General features: G+C 69.6%; 22 protein-coding genes. 9 read left to right on the top strand and 13 right to left on the bottom strand.

The window, feature by feature from the left end; translation table 11 throughout:
- Positions 1–6 precede the first annotated feature (6 nt).
- A complete protein-coding gene (locus HCX50_RS10365; RefSeq protein WP_029263849.1) occupies positions 7–783 on the top strand; it encodes an ABC transporter ATP-binding protein in 777 nt (258 codons plus the stop codon).
- Entirely contained in the window at positions 765–2,357 is a 1,593-nt protein-coding gene (locus tag HCX50_RS10360; protein WP_167634246.1) for a hypothetical protein, read from the top strand. The genes HCX50_RS10365 and HCX50_RS10360 overlap by 19 nt, the downstream gene beginning before the upstream one ends.
- Positions 2,358–2,371: 14 nt before the next feature.
- On the opposite strand, the gene HCX50_RS10355 is transcribed toward HCX50_RS10360, so the two are convergent.
- Together HCX50_RS10355 and proC are read right to left on the bottom strand one after the other, a co-directional pair.
- Positions 2,372–2,659: a DUF1905 domain-containing protein gene (locus HCX50_RS10355; protein WP_091035414.1), complete on the bottom strand. Its 288-nt coding sequence runs from the start codon at positions 2,657–2,659 to the stop codon at positions 2,372–2,374.
- A 3-nt stretch (positions 2,660–2,662) separates the two neighbouring features.
- Positions 2,663–3,502 (bottom strand): pyrroline-5-carboxylate reductase, encoded by an 840-nt coding sequence (gene proC / locus HCX50_RS10350; RefSeq protein ID WP_167634244.1) that lies wholly within the window; start codon positions 3,500–3,502, stop codon positions 2,663–2,665.
- Between the two features lie 59 nt (positions 3,503–3,561).
- Here proC and HCX50_RS10345 point away from each other — a divergent pair, with 59 nt between their 5' ends.
- Together HCX50_RS10345 and HCX50_RS10340 are read left to right on the top strand one after the other, a co-directional pair.
- Positions 3,562–4,533: a cation diffusion facilitator family transporter gene (locus HCX50_RS10345; RefSeq protein ID WP_167634242.1), complete on the top strand. Its 972-nt coding sequence runs from the start codon at positions 3,562–3,564 to the stop codon at positions 4,531–4,533.
- A 15-nt stretch (positions 4,534–4,548) separates the two neighbouring features.
- Positions 4,549–4,974 (top strand): hypothetical protein, encoded by a 426-nt coding sequence (locus tag HCX50_RS10340; RefSeq protein WP_237682440.1) that lies wholly within the window; start codon positions 4,549–4,551, stop codon positions 4,972–4,974.
- A gap of 32 nt (positions 4,975–5,006) precedes the next feature.
- Here the strand turns inward: HCX50_RS10340 and HCX50_RS10335 are convergent, their stop codons facing one another.
- Positions 5,007–5,462, bottom strand: coding sequence for a nucleoside deaminase (locus HCX50_RS10335; RefSeq protein WP_091035424.1), 456 nt, complete (start codon positions 5,460–5,462; stop codon positions 5,007–5,009).
- An 81-nt stretch (positions 5,463–5,543) separates the two neighbouring features.
- Between HCX50_RS10335 and upp the strand changes: the two genes are divergently transcribed.
- Entirely contained in the window at positions 5,544–6,176 is a 633-nt protein-coding gene (gene upp / locus HCX50_RS10330) for a uracil phosphoribosyltransferase (protein ID WP_091035426.1), read from the top strand.
- 108 nt (positions 6,177–6,284) lie between these two features.
- Here upp and HCX50_RS10325 read toward each other — a convergent pair whose 3' ends face one another.
- A complete protein-coding gene (locus tag HCX50_RS10325) occupies positions 6,285–9,755 on the bottom strand; it encodes a TM0106 family RecB-like putative nuclease (protein WP_167634240.1) in 3,471 nt (1,156 codons plus the stop codon).
- An 87-nt stretch (positions 9,756–9,842) separates the two neighbouring features.
- Positions 9,843–10,661, bottom strand: coding sequence for an ammonia-dependent NAD(+) synthetase (gene nadE / locus HCX50_RS10320; RefSeq protein WP_167634238.1), 819 nt, complete (start codon positions 10,659–10,661; stop codon positions 9,843–9,845).
- Positions 10,662–10,770: 109 nt separating this feature from the next.
- On the opposite strand from nadE, the gene HCX50_RS10315 reads away from it, so the two are divergent.
- Complete coding sequence (locus HCX50_RS10315; protein ID WP_029263839.1) at positions 10,771–11,328, top strand: phosphorylase family protein; 558 nt, start codon at positions 10,771–10,773, stop codon at positions 11,326–11,328.
- Between the two features lie 31 nt (positions 11,329–11,359).
- On the opposite strand, the gene HCX50_RS10310 is transcribed toward HCX50_RS10315, so the two are convergent.
- The 5 genes from HCX50_RS10310 to HCX50_RS10290 form a co-directional block, all read right to left on the bottom strand.
- Positions 11,360–14,356 carry an AAA family ATPase gene (locus HCX50_RS10310; RefSeq protein WP_167634236.1) on the bottom strand — a complete coding sequence of 999 codons (2,997 nt, stop codon included), beginning with the start codon at positions 14,354–14,356 and terminating at the stop codon, positions 11,360–11,362.
- On the bottom strand, positions 14,357–15,526 hold the full coding sequence (locus tag HCX50_RS10305; RefSeq protein WP_167634233.1) for an exonuclease SbcCD subunit D: 1,170 nt from the start codon (positions 15,524–15,526) through the stop codon (positions 14,357–14,359).
- A 110-nt stretch (positions 15,527–15,636) separates the two neighbouring features.
- Positions 15,637–17,082 carry an MFS transporter gene (locus HCX50_RS10300; protein WP_091035438.1) on the bottom strand — a complete coding sequence of 482 codons (1,446 nt, stop codon included), beginning with the start codon at positions 17,080–17,082 and terminating at the stop codon, positions 15,637–15,639.
- Between the two features lie 310 nt (positions 17,083–17,392).
- Complete coding sequence (locus tag HCX50_RS10295) at positions 17,393–17,875, bottom strand: DIP1984 family protein (RefSeq protein ID WP_167634231.1); 483 nt, start codon at positions 17,873–17,875, stop codon at positions 17,393–17,395.
- A 52-nt stretch (positions 17,876–17,927) separates the two neighbouring features.
- Positions 17,928–18,236: a GNAT family N-acetyltransferase gene (locus tag HCX50_RS10290; protein WP_029263834.1), complete on the bottom strand. Its 309-nt coding sequence runs from the start codon at positions 18,234–18,236 to the stop codon at positions 17,928–17,930.
- Between the two features lie 332 nt (positions 18,237–18,568).
- On the opposite strand from HCX50_RS10290, the gene HCX50_RS10285 reads away from it, so the two are divergent.
- Genes HCX50_RS10285 through HCX50_RS10275 form a run of 3 tightly spaced genes read left to right on the top strand, consistent with a single transcriptional unit; the run spans position 18,569 to position 20,500 of the window.
- A complete protein-coding gene (locus tag HCX50_RS10285) occupies positions 18,569–19,276 on the top strand; it encodes a winged helix-turn-helix domain-containing protein (protein WP_167634229.1) in 708 nt (235 codons plus the stop codon).
- A 43-nt stretch (positions 19,277–19,319) separates the two neighbouring features.
- Positions 19,320–20,279, top strand: coding sequence for a DNA-3-methyladenine glycosylase family protein (locus HCX50_RS10280; RefSeq protein WP_167634227.1), 960 nt, complete (start codon positions 19,320–19,322; stop codon positions 20,277–20,279).
- Positions 20,280–20,302: 23 nt separating this feature from the next.
- On the top strand, positions 20,303–20,500 hold the full coding sequence (locus HCX50_RS10275) for a hypothetical protein (RefSeq protein ID WP_167634225.1): 198 nt from the start codon (positions 20,303–20,305) through the stop codon (positions 20,498–20,500).
- 29 nt (positions 20,501–20,529) lie between these two features.
- Here the strand turns inward: HCX50_RS10275 and HCX50_RS10270 are convergent, their stop codons facing one another.
- From HCX50_RS10270 to HCX50_RS10260, 3 genes are read right to left on the bottom strand one after another with little or no spacing between them, the layout of a single operon-like run.
- A complete protein-coding gene (locus HCX50_RS10270) occupies positions 20,530–21,285 on the bottom strand; it encodes an ATP-binding cassette domain-containing protein (protein ID WP_167634223.1) in 756 nt (251 codons plus the stop codon).
- On the bottom strand, positions 21,282–22,325 hold the full coding sequence (locus HCX50_RS10265) for an iron chelate uptake ABC transporter family permease subunit (RefSeq protein WP_337749462.1): 1,044 nt from the start codon (positions 22,323–22,325) through the stop codon (positions 21,282–21,284). Before HCX50_RS10265 ends, HCX50_RS10270 begins: the two co-directional genes overlap by 4 nt.
- Positions 22,318–23,304, bottom strand: a complete 987-nt coding sequence (locus HCX50_RS10260) for an ABC transporter permease (RefSeq protein WP_167634221.1) — start codon at positions 23,302–23,304, stop codon at positions 22,318–22,320. The genes HCX50_RS10265 and HCX50_RS10260 overlap by 8 nt, the downstream gene beginning before the upstream one ends.
- Positions 23,305–23,337 lie beyond the last annotated feature (33 nt).

The raw sequence follows: 23,337 nt of genomic DNA, 5'->3' as shown, positions 1-23,337 counted from the left end.
GGACGCATGACCGACAACGCAGCGGCCCCTCCCGTCCTCGCCCTCCGCGGGCTCCGCAAGCAATTCGGGCAGAAGATCGCGGTCGATGACCTCTCCCTCGATGTGCCGGCCGGATCCATGCTCGGGCTCCTCGGCCCCAACGGCGCGGGCAAGACCACGACCCTCGCCATGACCACGGGTCTGCTGCGGCCGGATGCCGGCGCCGCGTGGGTCCTGGGCGCCGACGTGTGGCAGAACCCTGCCGACGCGAAGGCCCGGATGGGCGTGCTCCCCGACGGAATCCGCATGCTCGACCGCCTCACCGGTGCCGAACTGCTGCGCTACACCGGACTGCTGCGCGGCATGGCCGAAGCCGAGGTCGTCTCTCGCAGTGACGAGCTCCTGGCCGCGCTCGGCCTCACCGACGCTCGAGACCGACTCGTGGTCGACTACTCGGCAGGCATGCGCAAGAAGATCGGTCTGGCATGCGCGCTGATCCACGCGCCTCGCCTGCTGATCCTCGACGAGCCGCTGGAAGCCGTCGACCCGGTGTCCGGCGAGACGATCCGGCAGATCCTGCGGGCGTTCGTCGACGGTGGCGGCACCGTGGTGCTGTCCAGCCACGTGATGGAGCTCGTCGAGTCGATGTGCGATCGGGTCGCGATCGTCGCCGAGGGACGCCTGCTCGCGAACGGGACGCTCGACGAGGTGCGCGCCGGACTGTCGCTGCAGCAGCGGTTCCTCGCCCTGGTGGGGGCACATGACCTCGGGACGGAGACGCTCGCATGGTTGCGCTCCTCGTAAGCCTGCGCTGGCGCCAGCTGCGCCATCAGCTCTCCCGCAATCCCTGGATGATCGTCACCCTGGTCATCACCGGACTGTTCGCGCTCGGCTTCCTCGCCGCACTGACGGCAGGACTGGTGGCACTGCGGTTCGCCGCGCCCGACGCCGCCGTCACCGCGATCGTGCTGGCGGGCGCGGTCATCGTCCTCGGCTGGTGGATCGGGTCGATCCTGGTCAGCGCCGACGACTCGCTCGCGCCGGAGCGGTTCGCGCTGCTCCCCCTGACCGCGCGCTCCCTGCTGCCGGGCTTCGTCGTCGCGGGGGCGACGACGGTGGGCGGTATCGGCACCACCGTCGCCCTCCTGCTCATGCTCCTCGGCTGGTCGGTGAGCCTGCCCGCAATGCTGACCGCGCTGATCATGATCCCCGTCGCCGTCGCCACCTGCGTGCTGGGCGCCCGCGTGGTGAGCGGTGTGCTGGCCGGCTGGCTGGCCCGACGCAGCGCCCGCGACCTGGTCGTGATCGTCGGCGTGGTGCTCCTCTCCTCGTCCGGTGTCCTGCTCAACGTGGGCATCGGCGCGCTGGTCCGGGTGAACGATGTCGGCGGAGCGTTCACCACCATCGCCGACATCGCCGCGTGGACACCGGTGGGCGCCGTCTTCGGCGTATCCGGATCCGTCGCTCAGGGCGACCTCCTCACCGCGGCACTCCGTCTGCTCATCGCCCTCGCCACGGTCGCGGCACTGTGGTTCGCGGCACAGGGCCTGCTCGCTGCGCGGCTGGTCGCCCCCATCCAGGACACCGGCGGCGGACGCGTGCGCTCGGTCGGACTGCTCGATCGGATACTGCCGGCCAGCCCGGTCGGGGCGATCGCCGCCCGCACGCTGCGGTACTTCCGGCGCGACCCCCGGCAGATCGTGAACATCGTGATGCTCCTGCTGCTGCCCGCGATCTTCATCGGCCTCTCCCTGATGAACGGCTTGCAGGACGAGTCCCTCGGATTCGGTCCGGCCATCATCCTCATCCCGACGATCAACGCGCTCCTCACCGGCACGATCATGCAGATGGCGATCGCCTACGACAACGACGCGGTCGCCGCCCACATCCTGAACGGCGTCAGCGGTGCGGCGGACCGGGCAGGGCGACTGCTCGGATTCGGGCTGATCGCGATTCCCGTGACGCTGCTGCTGTGCGCGGCCACCTGCCTGATCGCCGGCCGATGGGACCTGCTCCCCGCAAGCATCGGGTCTGCCTTCGGCCTGACGGCGATCTCGGCCGGCGCCGGGGCCTGGGTGGGCAGCTTCCTTCCGGGTCGGGCGCCCGCACCCGAGGCGAACCCCCTCGGCCGCGGCTCGTCCGGTGGTGTGCAGTCGCTGCTGGCGATGATCATCATCGGACCGATCACGCTCGTGCTCGGGGCGCCGGCGCTCGGTTTCGCGATCGCCGGCATCTGGAATCCTGCGCTCGGCTGGGTGAGTCTCGGCTGCGGTGTCGTGCTCGGCACCGCGGCCCTGTGGGGCGGGGCGGTGCTGGGCGGCAGCATCCTGAACCGGCGCTGGCCGGAAGTTCTCGCCGAGGTCTCCAGCGAGAGCTGAGCGGGGTCGGGCGGTCAGGCGTCGATGTCGAGGACGAGTTCGACCACGTCATCGACGCCCAGACCCTCGCGGTCCTGGAGCACCTTCTTGATCGGCACGATGTAGCCACCGTCCTTCGGCCAGAGGGCCGTGGTCACGGTGGTGGAACCGATGGTGACGGATGCGGGGATCATCCCCCACCCGTACGTGACGATCGACGCGACATCGTGGATCATCTCGCTCTCGGCCGGCGGCACGGTGACGAAGTGGAACGGCGCCGGCCCGCGCCAGTACCAGATGACTCCCTCGATCCGCAGCTGCATGGCTCAGGCCCCGGCGGCGAGTTCCTTCGCCCGTGCGAGGGCTGCGGCCGCGGCATCCGCGAAGGTACGGTCGAGCTGCGCGTCCTGCAGAACGGCGACCGCACGCTCGGTGGTTCCCTTGGGGCTCGTGACGCGACGCCGCAGCTCGGCGGGGGCCTCCCCCGACGCGTCGAGCAGCGCGGTCGCGCCGATGAAGGTCTGCTCCACCATCAGCCTGGCGTCGGCCTCGGCGAAGCCCATGTCGATAGCGGCCTTCGTGAACTCCTCGATCAGCAGGTACACGTAGGCGGGGCCGGAGCCCGAGATCGTGGACAGCGCGTCGATCTGCGACTCCGGAACCTCGACGACCGCGCCGACGGTCTCGAACAGCCGGCGGACGAGGGCGAGATCCTCGGCTGTGGCGGCGGAACCGGCAGCGAGCCCCGTGACGCCCTTGCGCACGGTCGACGGCGTGTTCGGCATCGAGCGGATGACGCGGGCGTCGGCGCCGAGCACGTCGGCGAAGGTCTGGAGCGTGACGCCGGCGGCGACGCTCACCACGATCGCGTCGTCCGTCAGGTGCGGAGCGATCTCGCGCAGCAGGTCGGGCACCATCGCGGGCTTGACGCCGACCAGCACGATCCGCGCGCTAGCGGCGGCCTCGGCGTTGCCGTCCGGCCGTTCGGCGAGCGCGATACTCGTGACCCCGTCGAGGCCGGCGAACGCCTCGGCCTTCTCCGCGGTGCGGTTCGTCGCGGTGATCCCGCCGTCGATCCGGATGCCGGAGGCGACCACACCCCGGAGGATCGCACCGCCCATCGAACCGGCACCGAGAAAAGCGAGAGAAGGAAGCGAGTCAGCCATGTCGTCATCCTACGGCGGGCACTCCCGCAACCTCGGGCGGGCGGTTCTAGACTCGTCCCATGAGTGCATCCGGAGGCAACAAGGCCATCGTCGCGGCGTTCCTGGCGAACCTGGGTATCGCCATCGCGAAGTTCATCGCCTGGGCCCTCTCCGGCTCCGCCTCGATGCTCGCCGAGGCCATCCACTCCGTCGCCGACTCGGGCAACCAGCTGCTCCTGATGCTCGGCGGACGCAAGGCCAAGCGGGAGGCCGACCGCGCGCACCCGTTCGGGTACGGCCGGGAACGCTACGTGTACGCGTTCGTCGTCTCGATCATCCTGTTCTCGGTCGGTGGCCTGTTCGCGATCTACGAGGGCATCGACAAGCTCACGAACCCGCACGAGCTGGACAAGACCTGGTGGTGGCTGCCCCTGGTCGTGCTCGTCGTCGCGATCGGGCTGGAGTCGTTCTCCCTGCGCACGGCCGTGCGCGAGAGCAACCTCGTGCGGGAGAAGGGGCAGTCGTGGGTGTCGTTCGTGCGCCGTTCGAAGGCCCCCGAGCTGCCGGTCGTGCTGCTCGAAGATGTGGGCGCTCTGACCGGTCTCACCTTCGCTCTGCTCGGCGTCGGGCTCACACTGCTCACCGGAAACCCCGTGTTCGACGCACTCGGCACCGTGATAATCGGTGTGCTGCTGGTGCTGATCGCGATCGTGCTGGGCATCGAGACCAAGAGCCTGCTGGTCGGTGAGGGCGCGACCCAGGCCGACCACGACCGGATCGTCGATGCCATCAACGCGGGCGACGAGATCGAGAAGATCATCCACATGAAGACCCTCTACCTCGGCCCGGACGAGCTGATGGTCGCCGCGAAGATCGCCCTCAACGCCGACAAGCCGCTGCGCGAGGCCGCCGACGACATCAACGCCATCGAGGCACGCATCCGCGAAGCCGTGCCGGTCGCGCGCATCGTGTACATCGAGCCGGATGTCTACCGCCCGGCGATCGACCCCGAGCCGTCGACCGACGTCTTCGTGCTGAAGTCGTCGGACTGATCGTCGGCTTCCGACATGACGCAGGCGAAAAAACTCCTCGGTCTCCTGGGCGCGGCCGGTCTGGCCGTCCTGCTCTCCGGCTGCTCCCTGAACACGATGCTCTGGGGCGACGACGGAGCTGGGGTGATCGAGACGACCGAGGGCCTGATCGACGCAGCGACGGAAGGCGAAGCCGAGTCGTACATGTGCGAGGGTCACGACCCGGAGCTTCGCGAACCGGCGGACTGGGAAGGGCTGTCCGCGGAGGAGCCCGAACGCTTCGTGGCGGACTACTGGCCGGATCAGGTCCCCCTGGAGCCACGCTGGAACATCGGCCTCTCCCTGCCCACGGAGCGGGTGGCCGGGGGCGTGGAATTCCCCGGCTACGTCTTCTACCAGGAGACCGACGACGGGCTGTGCGTCGTCGACGTCACCTGGTGGACCGTCGAATCCGAGGGCTGACGAGCCCGACGCGCGTGCGTGCGCCTCGGCGATCAGCGCCGCTGCTCGAAGAACGCCCGCAGCAGTGCGGTCGCCGCATCCGCCTCGACGCCGCCGATCACTTCGGCCCGATAGGGCAGTCGCCGATCGCGCAGCACGTCGTACATGGAGCCGGCCGCGCCCGCCTTGTCGTCCCACGCGCCGAAGACCACCCGACCGACGCGGGCCTGCAGGATCGCACCGGCGCACATGATGCACGGCTCGAGGGTCACGACCAGCGTGTGCCCCTCGAGATTCCAGGAGCCGACGGACGCCGCCGCCCGCCGCAGCGCCTCGACCTCGGCATGCCCGGTCGGATCGTTCGTGGCCTCGCGGGTGTTGCGTCCCTCAGCGATGAGCCGTCCGGCGGGATCCAGAATCACAGCGCCGACGGGGATCTCCGACGCCGCAGCGGCCTCGGCAGCGAGCTCGAGCGCACGCCCCATCGCGAGGTCGTCGGCAGCGGTCATGCGTCGAGCCTACGACAGCCACCGGCCACCGTCGGGGGCCACGATGTCGTTCCCGGAGGCGCGGCGCATTACCCTGTATCCATGCGCGTTCACGTGGCCGACCACCCTCTCATCACTCACAAGCTCTCGGTGCTGCGCGATGTGCGCACCCCCTCACCGGTGTTCCGGCAGCTGACGGAGGAGCTCGTCACGCTGCTCGCGTACGAGGCGACCCGCAACGTGAAGGTGAGCCCGATCGAGATCACCACCCCCGTGACCACGACGATGGGCGTCAAGATCTCGGAGCCGCGACCGATCGTGGTGCCGATCCTGCGCGCAGGCCTCGGCATGCTCGAGGGCCTCGTCAAGCTGCTTCCGACCGCCGAGGTCGGGTTCCTCGGCATGGTCCGCGATGAGACGACGTTCGAGCCGACGACCTACGCCGAGCGTCTCCCCGACGATCTCAGCGACCGTCAGTGCTTCGCGATCGACCCGATGCTGGCCACCGGCGGTTCGCTCGCCGCGGCGATCCAGTTCCTGTTCGACCGCGGCGCGAAGGACGTCACCGCGATCTGCCTGCTGGGTACGCCGGAGGGCGTGGCCGCGATCGAAGCCATGGCCGGCGACCGCGATGTGACCCTCGTCCTGGGTGCACTCGACGAGCGTCTCGACGAGAAGGGGTACATCGTGCCCGGGCTCGGCGACGCCGGCGATCGGCTCTACGGCACGGTCTGACCCGGCCGGCGGCATTCCGCACCGCCGTTGTTCTGCACACCGCGCCGCGGTCGTTCTGCGCGGTCGCGGGGCCGCAGAGGCCGCAGAGGCCGCTCGAGCGCGCGGTACTCAGTCCGCCGCACCGACCAGACGCGCGAAGGCGCTGAGGCGGGCCACCCCCTCCGGGGTATACGGAAGATCGTCGAGCAGTGCGGGCGAGTGGATCAGATAGGCGACGGCCTGCGCGCGGGAGATCGCGACGTTCAGTCGGTTCTGCAGCAGCAGGAACTCCGGGCCCCGCGGGGCGTCCCGACCGCTCGAGGCCGCGAGCGAGGTGATCGAGACGACCGCCTCCTTGCCTTGGAAGTTGTCGACCGTGCCGACCGGGACGTCGTGGTACCCGGCCGCCGCGAGCGCGTCGAGCACGAGCTGACGCTGCGCGTTGTACGGCGTGACCACGATGATATCGGTGGGCACGAGCGGCCTGGCTGACCGGGACTCGTCGTTGTCGGTGAAGGTGCGACCGACCAGGTCGCGGACCAGCCGGACGACCTCGGCCGCCTCCTCGGGCGACTGCGTCGAGTTGCCGCGGTGCCGCAGCGGCACGACGTGCAGGCCGGGGTCGATCCCCTGGACCGAACGCAGCTCGGTGCCGGGGGCTGACGCCAGCTGCCCCGCGTAGGCGAGCTTCGACACCGGGGCCGCGACGAACGGATGCATGCGCCAGGAGCGCGCGAGGAAGTAGCCGTACTCCGGCCGCACGACCGGGTCGCCGTCCATCACCCAGCCGAGCGCGGAGGCATCGACCGGTTCGGGGTGGGCTCCCTGACTCACCTGCGGAAGCTGCTGCGGATCGCCGAGGAGCAGGAGCCGCTTCGCCCCGGCGGCGACCGCGATGGTCGAGGCGAGCGAGAACTGCCCCGCCTCGTCGATCACGAGCAGGTCGAGGCCGTCTCGCTCGACGCGCTGGGTGTTGCTGAAGTCCCAGGCCGTCCCGCCCACGACGGCGCCCTCACCGGCATGCTCGGAGAGGAACGCCGCCATCCCCGTCTTCGGGATGGTCGTGTAGGAATGCTCCCCGTTCGGGTCCTTCGGGGCCTTGGCGACCTGAGCCGGCGCGACACCGTCGGCTACCACTCGCTCGAGGAGCGTCTCGATGATCGCGTGCGACTGCGCGACGACGCCGACCTTGAAGCCGTGCTCGTTCACGAGGCGTGCGATGACCCGGGATCCGGTGTAGGTCTTGCCCGTTCCCGGAGGGCCCTGCACCGCCAGATAACTGTGGTCGAGGTCGAGCACCCCCGTCACGATCGCGTCGACCGTGTCATCGCCCGGGGCGGGCAGCGGCGCGCCCGATACGGTGCGCGGGGGGATCCGACGGAGGATGTCGGTCGCCGCATCGTCGGGGAACCCCGGAGCCGCGGTGTGCACCGCATCGGCCCACTCGTCGATCGCGCCCTGGAGGGACACGACGCGTGGCGGTGCGGCCGGGGTGAGGGCGAGCGGCAGCTCGTCCCAGGTCTGCCCCTGCACCGCCGACTCGGTGATGAGGTAGCCGTCGTCGAGCACCTCCGCCACCGTGACGGTGTGCGGCACATGCACCGCCCGCGAAGGGACCTCGGTGTCGAACGGCGCCGGAACGCCGTAGAGCGCGAACGGCTGCGACCCGGCGCCGAGCGTCGTGCCGGGCGACACCTCGCCACGGATCTCGACGTCACGAGACATCACCCGACGCCCCTCACCGATGCTCCAGTCACGACGGACGGTCGAGGACGGGCGGTCGACCCGCACCACATCGCGCGTACCGTCCCACATGGTCACCGGCTCGCGAAGCCGCTGGAAGTGCGACACCCAGAAGCTCTTCGCCTCGCGCGGGAAGTAGTCGATCGCGGCGGCCGCGAGCCGATGAACGAGCCCGTCACCACCCGCCTCGACGGCGCGCTCGGCATCTGCGAGGAGGGCGACCGAGCGCGGCGACGGCTCGTAGATGACCTCGTCAGCCTCGTCGGGCGGGGCCGGGGTGACACCCTCTTTACGCGCGATGTCGATCAGCCAGTTGCGCAGGCGCCTGGTCGACACGCAGTCGTAGCGGTTGTAGTCGGCGAGGTCTGCCAGGACCGCGTCGGCCCCGGCCTGCTCCCCCGCAGCCGCGAGCTCACGAGCCGCGACGTACTGCACGATCGAGTCGTCGCCCTTCTGCACGTCGCTGGTTCGCACGTCGGCGCCCATGTACAACGGCTCGAGCTTCTTGATCGAGTACGAGCGCGAACCGACGCGCACCGTCCGCAGCACGAGCGGATACAGGTCGACGAACACGCCCTCGCGGAGCAGCCGATCCACCTCACCCTCGCGCACCCCATGCCGTGCCGCCATCGCCACCAGGTGCGAGGTCTCGTAGGGCGCGTAGTGGTAGATGTGCATGCCGGGGTGGGCGATCCTGCGCGCATTCACGAAGTCGAGGAACGTCTCGAGCGCGCGCTTCTCGTCGGCGAAGGTATGCGCCCAGAGGGCCGAGTACTGGTCGGCGTTGTCGACCCACCCGAAGAGGTAGTCGATTCCCCAGTGCCCCTCGCCGTCGGCGGCCGGCTCCGTGTAGAGGGGGTCGCCCTCGAAGTCGAAGAAGATGTCGCCGTGGCTGGGCAGCGGGAGGGTGTGGATCGCCGGCGCGTAGTGCACGTCGTAGGTGGGCCGCCCCTCGGCATCGGCGCGCAACTGCAGTCGTGCCTGGTCGCGGAGCGTCTCGAACGAGTCGATGTTCATCCCCGCTGGCGGCCCCGATGCCTCCGCCAGGGCATCGATCGTCTCGATCCCGGACGCCCGCAGTCGCGCACGCTGCACCGGGCGCATCCTCGCGACCATCAGCAGGTCCCGGTGCGCCAGCACCTGTTCCTCGCAGGTCGCGCAGCGTCCGCAGGCCACGATCTGCAGGTCGCCGCGATCGTCTCCCCAGGCGAGCGGCGCACCCGCCGCCCCATCGGCGATGCGCCGGTCGGCGATGAGCGCCCGCAGCCGAGCGCGCCGCACCTGGAAGAGCGGAAGGAGATCATCCACCTGATGGGTGCTGAGCGTGCCGTCGCCGAGGATCAGGTCGACCTCGTCGGACCGGGGGATGCCGAGGCGGTCGAGCTGGTCGACGTATGCCGCGAGCTGCATGAGGGCAGTGACTCGCGCCTTGCGCGCGAGCTTGGAGTCCTGAACGCGCCACCGGCCGTCGTCGTCCTTGCGGAGGAAGTCGGCGAATCCGACGAACTCGTCGGTGGAGAAAGCCGCCTGGAACACCACGAGCGCATCGGAGCGCAGCGCCGCGACCGTCTCGTCGATCGCGGCCGCCAGCGCCTCGGCATCAACCGACGAGACCTTCTCGATGCGGTGGACACTCGCATCGCCGAGTTCATCGATGTACCGGGCGAGCACGTTCTGCTCGTGCACGTCGCCGAGCTCGGCGGCCCGCTTCAGCGTCGCGTCTTCGGGCTCTTCGACGGCAGGGACCCGCCCCAGCTTCGCGTCGATCGCCCGACACCACGCGAACTCGCATTCGGCGGCCGCCTTGAGGTCGCTCGCGCTCCAGATGACGCGCTGCGCCTGAGTGTCGATCCGCACGATGCTCCCGTTCTGTCGGATGCTTCGACACTATCTGCGGCATCCGACACGACGCGAAGCGGCGCCTCCGCAGATGCGAACGTGCGGTCAGCGCCACCAGGTGTCGTCGGGGGTCACCGGGAGGTGCCGCTTGTGCTGCGTGGCGAGGTATCGCGCCTCGATGCGACCGGCGACCTCGGGATCGACGGAGCGCCCCTCGAGGAAGTCGTCGATCTGCTCGTAGGTGAGACCGAGCTCGTCCTCATCGGCACGACCGGGCTGCCCGTCGAGCAGATCGGCGGTCGGCACCTTGAATGCGAGCCGATCCGGCGCATCGAGGAACTGCAGGAGCGAGCGCCCCTGACGCTTGGTGAGGCCGGACAGCGGAAGGATGTCGGCCGCGCCGTCGCCGAACTTCGTGTAGAAGCCGGTGACCGCCTCGGCGGCGTGGTCCGTGCCGATCACGAGGAGTCCGTCGTGACCTGCGAGCGCGTACTGCGTGACCATGCGGACGCGTGCCTTGATGTTGCCGCGGTTGAAGTCGCTGATGTCTCTCGTGACCGCGAACTCGATGTCCTCCTCGACACCATCGACGCCGTTCTGGATGTTGACCTCGACCGAGGCATCGGGCGCGATGAAGGCGAGTGCGGCCTGGGCATCGTCGGCATCGTGCTGCACGCGGTAGGGCAGACGCACGGCGAGGAACTTCGCCTCGCCGCCCTCGGCCCGCACCCGCTCGACCGCGAGTTGGGCGAGGCGACCGGCCAGCGTCGAGTCCTGCCCGCCGGAGATCCCGAGCACATAGCCCTTCGCTCCGGTCGTGCGCAGGTAGTCGGCGAGGAAACCGATGCGACGCTCGGTCTCGGCTTCGGGGTCGACCTCGGACCTGACACCGAGGTCCTCAGAGATCTGCTGCTGCAACGACATGTGATCCTCCGCTCGTTTCCTCGAATCAGTATCCCGCTTCCGTGTTACGTCGGGGTGACGCCGCGGCGTTCGCACGTTCCTGTCAGTCACGACCTGAGAGAATGGGGCAGTGAAACTCCTCGTCGCCGCGCTCGCATCCGAACTGTCCGCCTTCCCCGAGGAACTCGAGGGCTTCGACCGTCTCGTGACCGGCCCGGGCAAGCTGCAGGCGACGTACGCCCTGACGCGTGCGCTCGACGCCACCGTCTACGACGAGATCGTGGTCGTCGGCACGGCGGGCGCGATCGATCCCGACCTGGAAGCGACCGTCCACGAGGTCGGCACCGCGTTCCAGCACGACGTCACCGACCTCGACGGTGTCGCCGGCCAGCATGTCTCGCTGCCGGCGCGGGTCGCCACCGGACGCGACGGCGTGCTGATCGCGACGGGCGACCACTTCGTCGAGGATGCCGAGGTCACCGCCGTGATCCGTCCGTCGGGAGCGGCACTGGTCGATATGGAGACCTACGCGTACATCTGGGTCGCCGGACAGTTCGGCGTGCCGATCCGCGTGTTCCGTGCCGTGTCCGATCAGGCCGAGGACGGCGCTCTGACCGACTGGCGCGAGGCGGTCGCCCGCTGCAGCGTGCAGCTGCGCGACTTCATCCGCACCGAGTACGGGGTCTGACCCGGCGGAGGCCATCGGCTTCCGCGTGGGCTCAGCGGGCCTCGATGATGCTCGGACCGTTCGGCAGCGCTCGCACGGTGAGCTGCGCCGGGATCTGTTCCTGCATGGCCTCGACGTGACTGATGACTCCGACCGTCCGGCCGCCCTGCCGCAGTTCGTCGAGCGTGCGCATGGCGACGTCGAGCGTGTCGCCGTCGAGGGAGCCGAAGCCCTCGTCGATGAACAGCGTGTCGAGGCGGATTCCGCCGGCCCGCGCAGTGACCACCTCGGCGAGACCGAGTGCGAGTGCGAGTGAGGTGAGGAACGTCTCGCCGCCCGACAGCGACTGCGGCGGCCTGGTCTGGCCGGTGAAGGCATCGGAGACCACGATCCCGAGCCCGGATGCTGCCCCTCGAGCCGCGAGCGCGTCGGAGTGCTGCAGCTGGTAGCGGCCCGTCGACATGTCGTGCAGACGCCGGTTCGCCGCTTCGACGATCTCTTCGAGCTCGGCCGCGAGGACGAACGTCTCCAGCGTCATCTTGCGGGTGTTGGCGCCTCGCCCGGCGATCGTGTCCGCGAGATTCTGCAGCACCTCGAACTCGGCGGCATCGGTGGCGGTGCGCGCGTGCTCGGCGGCGGCGGATTCGATCAGACCAGCCAGCCGTTCGGCCGTGCCCGCCGCTCGAGCCGCCGCGTCGACCGCGTCGGTCCAGATCGCTCGGGCGGCCTTCGAGGCCTGTTCGACGGGCGTGAGGTCGATCGGCTCCTCCGGCAGCGTCCGCAGCTCCAGATCGAACAGGATCGCCCGTTCCTTCTCCCGCTGCACGGCGTGCTCAGCGATCCGCGCATCCAGAGCTTCCTGCGTCGCCGCCGGGCGGAGGGCACGTTCGGCGGACTCCACATCGTCGAACGTGGAGTCGGCGAGTGCCGCATCCCTCTCGGCCTCTGCCTCGGCGAGAGCCTGCGTCCTCCGCAGACGTTCTGCGGTCGCCTGAGCGACCCCGCGGGCGGCAGAGATCTTCGCGGCCGTGTCGGCAAGACGCTCGGCGACCGTGTCGAAGACTCCTCGCGCCGCGGCGATCAGCTCGCAGGCCTCGGTGCTCCGCTGCTGCAGCAGAGCGTGCTGCTCCCGCGCCTGAGCGAGCGCCGCCGTGCCCTCGGTCTTCTCGGCGTCGAGCTGCGCGACCCGGGCGACGAGTTCGCTCAGTTGCACGTCGAGCGTCTTCAGTTCGTCGACGGCGGACAGACTGCGCGCATGCGCTGAGGCGGCCGCCTCGTGCTCGGTCTCGGCCTGATCGACACTCCGCCCGTCGGCACGGGCGGTCACAGCCGCGAGTTCGGCTCGCAGGGTCGAAGACGCCGAGGAGAGCTCGCGCTCCCGGTGCGCCGCGGCGTCGCGGGCCTTCTCTGCCTCAGCGATGTCTTCGGGTGACACGGGGTCGACGTGCGTGGCCGGAGCCGGATGCTCGAGCGAGCCGCAGACCGGACACGGATTCTCGGGACGCAGGCTCGAGGCGAGTTCGCCCGACATCCCGTCGATGCGACGCTGCCGCAACTGCGCAAGGTCCGTCTGCGCGGCGGCGTGCACGGTCGTGGCATCGGTGAGCTCGACCTCGGTCGCGGCCTGTGCTCGCTGCAGCCGCTCCGCCTCGTGGGCCGCCGCTCGTCGAGCGTCTGCCTCTTCCTGGGCTGCTCGGGCATCGCCCACCCGGTCGGCCAGGCGGCGTCTCTCGTCGCGTTCCGCTGTCAGCGCGGTGATCGCGGCGGGGAGAGTGGCGCGTTCGGCTTCTCCGGCCTCGAGGCGTGCGGTCGCCGCCGCCACGGCCTCCTCGGCGGATTGCAGCTCGGCATCGAGCGCCGGCGCCTCCCCCTCGAGCTCCCGCGCGCGCTCCCAGGAACCGCTCTCCCTGGTGCGTGCAGCCGCCCACTCCTCGAGGTCGCCGTCGACGGCGAGCTCGAATGCCTCCCACACTTCCCGTGACTGCTGCTCGTCTTCGGCCGCGACGGTGACCGCCGTCTGTGCTCGGGCTGCGGCAGCGATCGTCGACCGCACCGCCTCGGCGGCGCGCGCGGCCGCGAGCTCTGCACGGGCCGCATCGATCGACGGCGCGTCGGCATCCAGCCGCGCGAGAGCTGCCCGGGCGCGGTCACGTTCCCGCTGGGCGTGCTGTTCTTCGCGAGCCGTGGCGAGCGCCGCGTCGGCATCGGCCGCACGCTTCTCCGCCTCCGCCCGCTCCGAGGCGCGGCGCTCCGCCCGATAGTCGGCCCGCGCCCTCGCGCGCCGCAGTGCCTCGAGACGCTCTTCGACCGACGAGGGCGCGGATGTCGCCGGGCGCTCCGCCGGCGCAGTCCCGTCCTCGGAGTCGCCGGACAACCCGCTCGTGATCACGAGCTGCTCGGCCTCGTCGATACGCGCGTTCACCGTCGCGAGCCGAGTGCCGAGCGTCTGTTCCGCCTCCCGGCGCCGCTCGTCGAACCGTGCCTGCACGTCTTCGAACCGCTGTGTGCCGAACAGCCGCCGCAGCAGTGCCTGGCGGTCTCTGCTGCCCGCGAGCAGGAACTCGGAGAATCGGTTCTGCGCGAGGAGGATCACCTGGAGGAACTGCTCGCGGCTGAGCTGGAGGATCTCGTCGAGCTCGCCTGCGACATCGACGGCTCGAGCGGCGCGACCCACCCAGCCGGCATCGGTCCACTCGTCGAGGGCGACGGCCGAGGCCTGCTTGGTCATGCCGCCGCCACGTTTGGCGGGACGCAGGTACTCGGGCGAGCGGGTCACGCGGAAGCGGCCGGCCGGCGTGCTGAACTCGACGACCACCTCCGACGGATCGTCGGGCTCGCAGTGATCACTGCGCAATCGCTTCTCACCGCCGTCGTAACGCGGCACGCCTCCGTAGAGTCCGAAGCACACGGCGTCGAGGATGCTCGACTTGCCCGCTCCCGTCCGGCCGGCGATCAGAAAGATGCCGTCGTCGGCGAACGCGTCGAAGTCGACGACCTGCCGCGAACGGAAGGGACCGAACCCTTCGACCTCCAGGCGATGGAGACGCATCTAGACGAGTGCCTCCGCGCGCACGCGCTCATCGAGCACCGCGCGGATCAGCTCGTGCTCGACCTCGGTGGGCCCGTGTCCTGCCCGCACATGCTCGAGGAACGCCTCGATGCGGTCGGCGTCGGTGACGGCGGAGCGCAGGCGCTGCACGTAGGACGTCTCCTCCACCTCGGCGACGGCGGCGGGCTGGTGCTGCACCATCGCGCAGTGGGGATAGCTCTCTCGAAGACGCCGCATCGGCTCGGACTGCGGCACCGCATCCGTATAGATGGCGCAGACCCAGTCGTCGGCGTGCGCGGCGACGTTGTCGGCTGCGAGGATCTCTTCGAGCGAGCCCGTGAGCGTGACGAGCCGACGCGGCACCGGCAGGTCGAGCCACTCGACCGCGGCGAGGCCGTCGGCGTCGAGGTCGACGAGCCAGGATCCGCGCGGCTTGTCCTGCTCGCCGAAGCTGTAGTGCAGCGGGGCACCTGCGTACCGGACGCGCTCGCTGATCTGCTGGCGCCCGTGGATGTGCCCGAGCGCGACGTAATCGGGGCCGTCGAAGACGCTCAGCGGCACGACGTCGAGTCCGCCTTGGCGCACCTCGCGCTCGAGCCCGACGGTCGCGTCGACGCCGGCCGCGAAGCAGTGCGCGATCGCCACCGAGCGCCCCGCGTGCTCGCGCATGCCCGCGCGGACCAGGTCCATCGCATGGGCCATGGTCTGCGCCTGCGTGCGCAGCTGCCGCCCCGAACTGTCGCCCTCGGGCCAGTGCTGACGGACGATCGCCGGTTCGAGATACGGGATGCCGAAGAAGTGCACCGGCCCCTCGGCATCGGCGATGGTGACCGGAACGCCGACCGCGAGCGGATCGGTGAGCACGTGGATGCCGTCGCGGAGCAGCCGCGCCTGGAAACCGAGCCGCGCGGCCGAGTCGTGGTTGCCGCTCGTGACGATGACGCGGGCGCCGGTCTCGTGCAGTGACACCAGAGCATCGCCGAGCAGCGTGTAGGAGGCGCCCGACGGCGCGGCGGAGTCGAAGACGTCGCCCGCGACGACGACGACGTCGACCGCGTTCTCGCGAACCTGCTCCGTGAGCGCGCCGAGCACCTCGGCCAGCGCGTCCATGGTCGAGTTGCCATGGAACGTCCGGCCGATGTGCCAGTCGGAGGTGTGCAGGATTCGCATACTCACACGGTACGAACACCCTCGGACATTACGTCCGAGGCGTGCCGCGGCATCCGTTCCCGGGGTGGGAATCAAGCGATCTGCGCCCGGGCGGATGCCGCGACCACGGATCAGTGCGCGGCGAGGGCTCGTTCGCCCTGCGCCGGCATCAGCTCGTCCTTGGTGCCGCGCACCAGGAAGACCGCGATCACCGAGGCGGCGACCATGAAGATCGCTGCGGCGATGAAGGTCCAGCCGTATGCGTCGGTCAACTGCGACGGCGTGACGTCGGCCTGAGCATGACCGCCCACGGAAGCCGCGTACACGGCGGTGAACACCGACAGACCGATCGATCCGCCGATCTGCATCGCCGAGTTCGCCATGGCCGATGCGACACCGGCGTCGTGCGGGGCCACCCCCGACAGCGCCAGGTTCTGCAGCGGGATGAAGATGAACGCCATGCCGACACCGAGCGCCACCAGCGCAGGGGCGACCTGCAGGAGATATGCGCCATCGGGCGTGATCCCCGAGAGGTACACCATCCCCGCCGCGGCGAGCAGCGGTCCGACGATGAGCATCGGCCGCGGTCCGATCACCGGCAGCAGCCGGGTCGCGATCGGTGCGATGATCATCGTCGCGATCGGCAGGGGCAGCGTGGCGAGTCCCGCCGGGAACGCCCCCATCCCGAGCACGAACTGCAGGTGGAACGTGAGGTACATCGTGGCGCCGATCATGATGGCGCCGGCGACACCCTGGATGAGGAACGCCCCACCCCGGACGCGGTCGGCCACGATCCGCAACGGCAGCAGCGGCTGCGCGACCCGGCTCTCGATCCAGACGAAGACCGCGAGCAGGACGACACCGAGCACCAGGAACGTGATCGTCAGTGGATCGCCCCAGCCGTGCTCGGCGAGGCTGAACCCGTAGACGAGTGCCCCGAGCCCGAGGGTCACCGTGATGGTGCCCCAGACGTCATACCGGTTCTCGCCTTCGGCCTTGCTCTCGGTGAGGAAGAGAGCGCCGCCGATGAGTCCGATCACGACGAAGAAGAGGTTGACGAAGAGGCACCAGCGCCAGTCGGCGAACTCGGTCAGCAGCCCGCCGAGCAGCAGGCCGACCGCGGCCCCCGTTCCGGCGACGGTACCGAACACGGCGAAGGCGGTGTTGCGGTCGCGGCCGGAGGGGAACGACACCGTCAAGAGCGCCAACGCCGCCGGAGCGAGCAGCGCCGCGAAGACGCCCTGGAGTCCGCGCGCGAGGATGAGCTCCCACCCCTGCTGTGCGAATCCGCCGTACAGCGATGCCGCGCCGAATCCGATCATGCCGATCATGAAGATGCGCTTGCGGCCGATGTAGTCGGCGAGGCGTCCGCCGAAGAGGAGGAGCGCACCGAACGCGAGGGCGTAAGCCGTGACGACCCACTGCCGCTGCCCGTCGGTGAGACCGAGAGCGGCCTGTGCGCGCGGCAGCGCGATGCTCACGATGGTGCCGTCGAGCACCACGACGAGCTGAGTGAGGGAGATGACGATGAGTGCCCACCACCGGGAATGTGGATGGGCGCGCAGGGATGAAGACATGGAAAAACCTCCGGTGTCTGATGAGGATGCCGGAGGTTTCGAGCCTCGGATCAGCACGCCTCTCGGCGCCTGACCACCTCAGCCAACGGGGCTGAGCAGAACTCCATTCTATCGCATGATGTTCGAGGAGGAAGCGGAAGGTCCCCTGACCCACCCTCGTCGCGACGATCGGCACGCGGTGATGCGAGATGCGCTGTGCACCTTCACCTGTGCGGCGTGCGGGGCTGCGCGATGCGATATCAGGGCTGCCCTCCGCCCAACAGGTGCCGGCTTGCCCCGCCGGCTGAGGGTTGTGCCCGCTTCGTCGTGACTACCGACTTCCGTTCTCCTCCTCGAGGTCGTTCGACCAGTTCGCCTGCTGGATCCGATTGTCGAGCTCACGCAGCTCCTGCGCGACGGCGTCGGCGCGCGACCGCAGCTGCGCGACCGGCAGCGCCGAGACCTGCCGCAGTTCCGACCGCATCTGGCGCAGGTACTGGTCGTTCGATCCGGATGCCGCGGCGGCCGCATCCGTCAGCACGGAGTGGCTCAGACGCAGCACATCGCGGGCGGCGAGCGCATCCGTCATCGTGCCGTCCGCGCCGAGATCGAGTCGTGCGTTGGTCGCGTTGATGCGACGGATCAGGTCGCGCAGCTGGGTCAGTGCGGCGTCCGCTTCGACGATGAGGGCCGCGGCATCCTCAGCCGGCTCCTCACCCTCCTGGTAGCGGGCGTTCGCGACGATGCGGGCACGCAGCTGCTCGATGCGGCGCTGCAGATCGGCGCGTGCGGTGAGGGCCTCAGCGAGTTTCATGGGCCCATCCTCGCAGCAGGCGTCCGTAACACGGCGTCATACAGCAGGCGAGTCAGCGCGAGCGCAACAGCGGGGCGTGCTCGGGGTTCGCTGCGAACCAGTCCGCGACGTACCAGCAGACAGCGTCGACCTTGCGGTCTCCGCGCTCCTCGATGTCGGCGACGGCCCCCTCGACGACCTTCCCTGCGTAGCCGTTGCCGCGGAAAGTCGGGACCGTGAAGGCCCTGGTCAGAGCGATCGTGTGTCCGTCGTCGCGGTAGTCGAGAACGCTCACGAGCTTTCCGTCGCGCATGAGCGTGTAGCGCGACGCGTCCTTCTCGTCGGTCAGGATGAAGCCGCCGACAGTGTGCGAGATCGTCATCCGCACAACGTTACGCCCGCTCGCCGACGCCCGGGCGTTTTGACATGAGCGGTCACGATCGGACATAATCCCCCCATGACCACCAACGCAAGCCCTTTGTCCGCCCAGGAGGCGAACAGGACTGCCGGGATGATGATGCCCGGTCGCGTTGGCATGTGTTGCCGAATGTGTCGCTGAACGAACAGCCACCCCGCCTGACCTGACGCCTCGCCATCTGCGAGGTCAGAGTCACCGAGCATCCACCCTTTGCTCGCTTCCCGGCTCCGCCGGTCATTCATGCAACGCATCAGAGCCCCGCTCGATCCGGGCTCACGTCCTGAGGACTCATCATCATGTCGAACACCGCACTTCTCGAGCGTCCCGCCACCACCGCCGCGATCCGCACGCAGCCGGACGCCGCTGCTCCCCTGGCCGCCGCCGGAGCCGATCTGCCCGCTGTCCGCTCGCCCCGCGGCTTCGCCCTCTACGTCGGACTCGACGAGATCAAGGCGGCCGAAGCCGGAGTGAGCCTCCCCCTCCTCGTCGACGCACTGCGCCGCACTCTCGCCGAGCTCGCACCGGGCGCCGAGACGCACGCCACAGTCGCCCTCGCTCCCCATGGCTCCGGAGGCCGCGACCTCGACGTCGTCCGCCTCGCCCTGCAGGAGCCGGGTGCGATCGCTCGCACCAAGGCCGCCGCCGAAGAGGAGATCGTGGAGGAGGAGACCGGCGTCACCGTCGACATCTCCCGAAAGCGCGTGCTCATCGACGGAGAGTCCGCGGCCTTCACCTACAAGGAGTTCGAGCTGCTGCAGTACCTGGTGCTCCGCGAGGGACGCACCATCGAGCGCAGCGAGCTGGTCTCCGCGCTCTGGCAGGCACAGGACGACGAGACGCCCGGCGAGCGCACGATCGACGTGCACGTCCGCCGTCTTCGTGCCAAGCTCGGCCGCTACGAGGACATCGTCCGCACCGTGCGCGGCATCGGCTACCGGTTCGACCGCCACGCCGACGTCGTCATCCGCTACGGCCACGGCACCCCCTCGCCCGACCGCTTCTGAGTTACCCGGGGTCGGTGTCAGGACCGGCGCGTAGGGTGGGCGCATGACCCTGATCGAGCATCCTGCAGCGGCCGATGCCGCGTCTGCGGATGCTCGCCGGGACACTGTCTACCGGCCGCCGCACCCCCTCGATCTCCGGCGCACCGTCGGCATGCTGCGTCGCGGCGGCACCGATCCGACGACCGTCATCGACGGCGCCGTCATCTGGCGTGCCGTGCGCACTCCGCTCGGCCCCGCGACGCTCGCCCTGCGCATGTCGGGCGACGAGGTCAGGGCCTCGGCCTGGGGACCCGGCGCCGAGCAAGCACTCGCGCTCGTCCCCGCACTCTGCGGCGCACACGACGATCCCGGCGACTTCGACGCCGCACGGCATCCCCTCATCACCGAGTCGGCCCGCCGCCATCCCGGCCTCCGGCTCACCCGCACCGACGAGGTGTTCGACGCTCTCGCGTGCGCGATCATCGAGCAGAAGGTCACCGGCATGCAGGCCTTCGGCGCCTGGCGCTGGCTCGTCTCCCGCTTCGGCGAGCGTGCACCCGGCCCCACGCCGCGACCGATGTTCGCCGCACCGACAGCTGCGCAGTGGTTCCGCATCCCCTCGTGGGCCTGGCACCGCGCGGGAGTGGAGCCACCGCAGTCCCGCACGATCGTGCGCGCGGCCGAGCGCGGCGACCGCATCGCCCGTGCCGTGAGCGCGGCGACGACCGGCGCCGACCGCGACCGCGTGCTCACCAGCCTGCCGGGCGTCGGCGTCTGGACGTCGGCAGAGACCCGCATCCGCGCGCTGGGAGACCCCGATGCCGTCAGCGTCGGCGACTACCACCTGGCGCACGAGGTAGGGCACGCGCTCACCGGGAAGCGCACCGACGACGACGGGATGCTCGAGCTCCTCGAACCCTGGGCCGGTCAGCGGCAGCGCGTCATCCGCCTCATCTTCGCCAGTGGAGTCCAGGAGCCGCGCCGCGGCCCTCGCCTCGCTCCCGAGGACCATCGCGGCCGCTGACTCCGTCCGCCTATGCTGGGGCCATGTCCCGTACAGCGCTACGCATCTCCATCACCGTCGGCCTGCTGATCGTCGGCGTGGTGGTCGGGCTGATCTTCCAGAACGTCTGGCTCGGTGTGCTCCTCGCTGCGATCGTCTGGCTGGGATGGTTCCTCGGCTACGAGTCGCGCCGCGGCAACAACGCCGGCGTCAACGACGAGGACCACGGCATCGAGCTCTGAGCGCCCCCTCGCGCGCCGCATCGGTCCGCTCAGTAGTAGACGGCGAGCGGCCCCGACGGCCCCTCGACGACACGGACCGGGGTGTCGAACACCCGCGTGAGCACATCGTCGGTCATGATCTCGGCCGGTGGCCCGAACTCCACCACCGCTCCGTCCTTCATGGCGCAGATGTGGTCGGAGTAGTGCCCGGCGAAGTTGATGTCGTGCAGCACGATGACGATCGTCCGTCCGAGCTCCTCTGCCGCCCGGCGCAGGTGCTTCATCATCTGCACCGCGTGCCGCATGTCGAGGTTGTTGAGCGGCTCGTCCAGCAGCACGAACTCGGTGTCCTGCGCCAAGACCATCGCGACGTAGGCGCGCTGGCGCTGCCCGCCGGAGAGCTCGTCGAGATAGCGCCCCTCGAGAGGCCCGAGATCGAGGAAGTCGATCGCCTGGCTGATGATCTCCTCGTCCGCCCGAGTCAGCCGCCCCTTCGAGTGCGGAAAGCGTCCGAAACCCACCAGCTGGCGCACGGTGAGCCGGGTGACGAAGTGGTTCTCCTGGCGCAGGATCGACACGACCTTCGCCAGGTCCTTCGACTTGGTGGAGGCGACATCGAGTCCGGCGATCTCGATCGCGCCGGCATCCATGCCGTTCAACCGACCGATCATCGTCAGCAGGGTCGACTTGCCGGCGCCGTTGGGTCCGATGAGCGCGGTGATACCGCCGGCGGGGATCTCGAGGTCGACGGGGCCGATCGCGACCTCGCTGCTGTAGTCACGGCGGACGCCGTCGAGTGCGATCACAGTCTGCCCTTTCTGAGGATGACTATGAGGAACACGGTGCCGCCGACGAGCTCGATCAGGATCGACACCATCCCCTGCGCGTAGAAGACGTTCTTCATCACGAAGTACGCGCCCGCGAGGATGGTGAACGCCGTGAGCACCGCGACGGGAAATATGAGCCGATGGTCGTGCGTGTCGGCGAACTGATACGCCAGCGTCGCCACCAGGAATCCGAGGAACGTCATCGGACCGACGAGCGCGGTCGAGGTCGCCATCAGCACGGCCACCAGGAAGAGCACGATGAAGAGCTCGCGGCGATGGTCGACGCCGAGGGAGCGCGCGGCATCCGGACCCAAGGCCATCAGGTTCAGCCGGCGGGACCGCAGCCAGAGCAGCGCAGATGCCGCGATGACGAGCGGGACCGCCAACGGGAGGTAGGAGGGATCGGCGTTGGAGACGTTGCCGAACAGCCGGGCGGCGAGCACGTCGAACTCGCTGGGCGTGAGCAGTCGCTGCATGAACGTGGCGATCGCGCCCAGTCCGCCGCCGATCACGATGCCTACCAGGAGCATGATCTGCAGGTTCCCGTATCGACCGGACAGCAGCCAGCCGTAAAGCGCGACCGCGAGCCCGACCATGATCACGACCTGGATCGCGAACTGGCCGACCCCCTGGATCGCCACGAGCCCGGCCACCCCGAACAGGTAGACGGTCGAGGTCTGAACGACGCGGTAGAGCGACTCGAAGCCCATGATCGACGGGGTGATGATGCGGTTGTTGGTGACAGTCTGGAAGCTCACGGTGGCGATGGCCTGCGCGACCGCGACGAGCGCCATCACCGTCACATCGATCGCGCGATGCTGGGCGATGCGCCAGAACCCCGTCGATCCGACGGGCATGGGGTTCCCCCACGCGAGGAGGCCGAATCCGGATCCCGCTGCCAGGACGATGAGGATGCCCAGCACGATCAGGTAGCGCCGACGCGCACGCGGGGTCGTGAACGAGCCGGCCGAGCGCGTCGCCGGGGTCGTCGTCAACTGCTCCCCCACGCCGCTAACCACGTCGACGCTGCCTCAACAGGAGCAGCACGAACACCACGGCGCCGACGACCCCGAGGATCAGCGACACCGGTACCTCGAACGGCATGATGATGGTGCGCCCGATGATGTCGCACACCGTGACGATCGCGATGCCGAGCAGGCACACCCAGGGCAGGTTGCTGCGCAGGTCATCACCGCGCACCATCGAGACGATGTTCGGCACGATCAAGCCGAGGAAGGGCAGGTTGCCGACGACGACCGTGACCACCCCCGTCGTCACGGCAATCAGCACCGTGCCGAGCAGGATGATCCGGTTGTAGTTCACCCCGACGTTCGTGGCGACCTCTTCGCCGAGCCCCGCGATGGTCAGGCGGTCGGCGACGAGAAAGACGATCACGCCGATGATCGCGACGATCCACAGCATCTCGTACTGGCCGCGCATCACCGAGGTGAAGCTGCCGGCGAACCAGACGCCCAAGATCTGCAGGGAGTTGGTGGCGAGAGCGAGATAGGTCGACAGGGCGCCGACGACCGCGCCGAGCATGATGCCGACGATCGGGACGATGAGCGAGGACTTGAGGGCGACGCGGCGCAGGAAGGCGAAGAACACCATCGTGCCGACGAACGCCGCGAGCACCGCTCCGGCCATCCGCAGCGGGAGCGACGGTTGCGGGACGAGGATCATGACCGTCAAGAGCCCGAGTCCTGCCCACTCAGTGGTTCCGGTGGTGGTGGGTTCGACGAAACGGTTCTGGGTGAGCAGCTGCATCACGAGGCCTGCCATCGCCATCGCCGCCCCCGAGAGGACGAGGGCGATCGTGCGGGGGACGCGCGTGATCTGGAACATCTCCGCGCCGTCGTCGGCTCCGGCGATGTCGTACACGCCGGTGAAGAGCGAGATGACGAGGAGCACGACGACGACGAGCACGCCGATGAGCAGCGTGCCGTCGAAGAGCCGCCCGGCATTCCGGGACGGCTGGGTGATGTCGGTGGAGACCATGATGACGGTGCGGCGGCACCCGGGTCATCCGGA

Source organism: Microbacterium sp. B19(2022), assembly GCF_012030385.1.
GTDB classification, from domain to species: Bacteria; Actinomycetota; Actinomycetes; order Actinomycetales; family Microbacteriaceae; genus Microbacterium; species Microbacterium oxydans_B.
The sequence above is the reverse complement of the archived record's forward strand: the minus strand, read 5'-3'. Positions and strand labels throughout refer to the sequence as shown.

Excerpts from the sequence above, each read along its gene's own strand:
- HCX50_RS10365 (WP_029263849.1), top strand. The coding sequence starts at position 7 with ATGACCGACAACGCAGCGGCCCCTCCCGTCCTCGCCCTCCGCGGGCTC.
- HCX50_RS10360 (WP_167634246.1), top strand. The coding sequence starts at position 765 with ATGGTTGCGCTCCTCGTAAGCCTGCGCTGGCGCCAGCTGCGCCATCAG.
- HCX50_RS10355 (WP_091035414.1), bottom strand. The coding sequence starts at position 2,659 with ATGCAGCTGCGGATCGAGGGAGTCATCTGGTACTGGCGCGGGCCGGCG.
- proC (WP_167634244.1), bottom strand. The coding sequence starts at position 3,502 with ATGGCTGACTCGCTTCCTTCTCTCGCTTTTCTCGGTGCCGGTTCGATG.
- HCX50_RS10345 (WP_167634242.1), top strand. The coding sequence starts at position 3,562 with ATGAGTGCATCCGGAGGCAACAAGGCCATCGTCGCGGCGTTCCTGGCG.
- HCX50_RS10340 (WP_237682440.1), top strand. The coding sequence starts at position 4,549 with ATGACGCAGGCGAAAAAACTCCTCGGTCTCCTGGGCGCGGCCGGTCTG.
- HCX50_RS10335 (WP_091035424.1), bottom strand. The coding sequence starts at position 5,462 with ATGACCGCTGCCGACGACCTCGCGATGGGGCGTGCGCTCGAGCTCGCT.
- upp (WP_091035426.1), top strand. The coding sequence starts at position 5,544 with ATGCGCGTTCACGTGGCCGACCACCCTCTCATCACTCACAAGCTCTCG.
- nadE (WP_167634238.1), bottom strand. The coding sequence starts at position 10,661 with ATGTCGTTGCAGCAGCAGATCTCTGAGGACCTCGGTGTCAGGTCCGAG.
- HCX50_RS10310 (WP_167634236.1), bottom strand. The coding sequence starts at position 14,356 with ATGCGTCTCCATCGCCTGGAGGTCGAAGGGTTCGGTCCCTTCCGTTCG.
- HCX50_RS10305 (WP_167634233.1), bottom strand. The coding sequence starts at position 15,526 with ATGCGAATCCTGCACACCTCCGACTGGCACATCGGCCGGACGTTCCAT.
- HCX50_RS10300 (WP_091035438.1), bottom strand. The coding sequence starts at position 17,082 with ATGTCTTCATCCCTGCGCGCCCATCCACATTCCCGGTGGTGGGCACTC.
- HCX50_RS10295 (WP_167634231.1), bottom strand. The coding sequence starts at position 17,875 with ATGAAACTCGCTGAGGCCCTCACCGCACGCGCCGATCTGCAGCGCCGC.
- HCX50_RS10290 (WP_029263834.1), bottom strand. The coding sequence starts at position 18,236 with ATGACGATCTCGCACACTGTCGGCGGCTTCATCCTGACCGACGAGAAG.
- HCX50_RS10285 (WP_167634229.1), top strand. The coding sequence starts at position 18,569 with ATGTCGAACACCGCACTTCTCGAGCGTCCCGCCACCACCGCCGCGATC.
- HCX50_RS10280 (WP_167634227.1), top strand. The coding sequence starts at position 19,320 with ATGACCCTGATCGAGCATCCTGCAGCGGCCGATGCCGCGTCTGCGGAT.
- HCX50_RS10275 (WP_167634225.1), top strand. The coding sequence starts at position 20,303 with ATGTCCCGTACAGCGCTACGCATCTCCATCACCGTCGGCCTGCTGATC.
- HCX50_RS10260 (WP_167634221.1), bottom strand. The coding sequence starts at position 23,304 with ATGGTCTCCACCGACATCACCCAGCCGTCCCGGAATGCCGGGCGGCTC.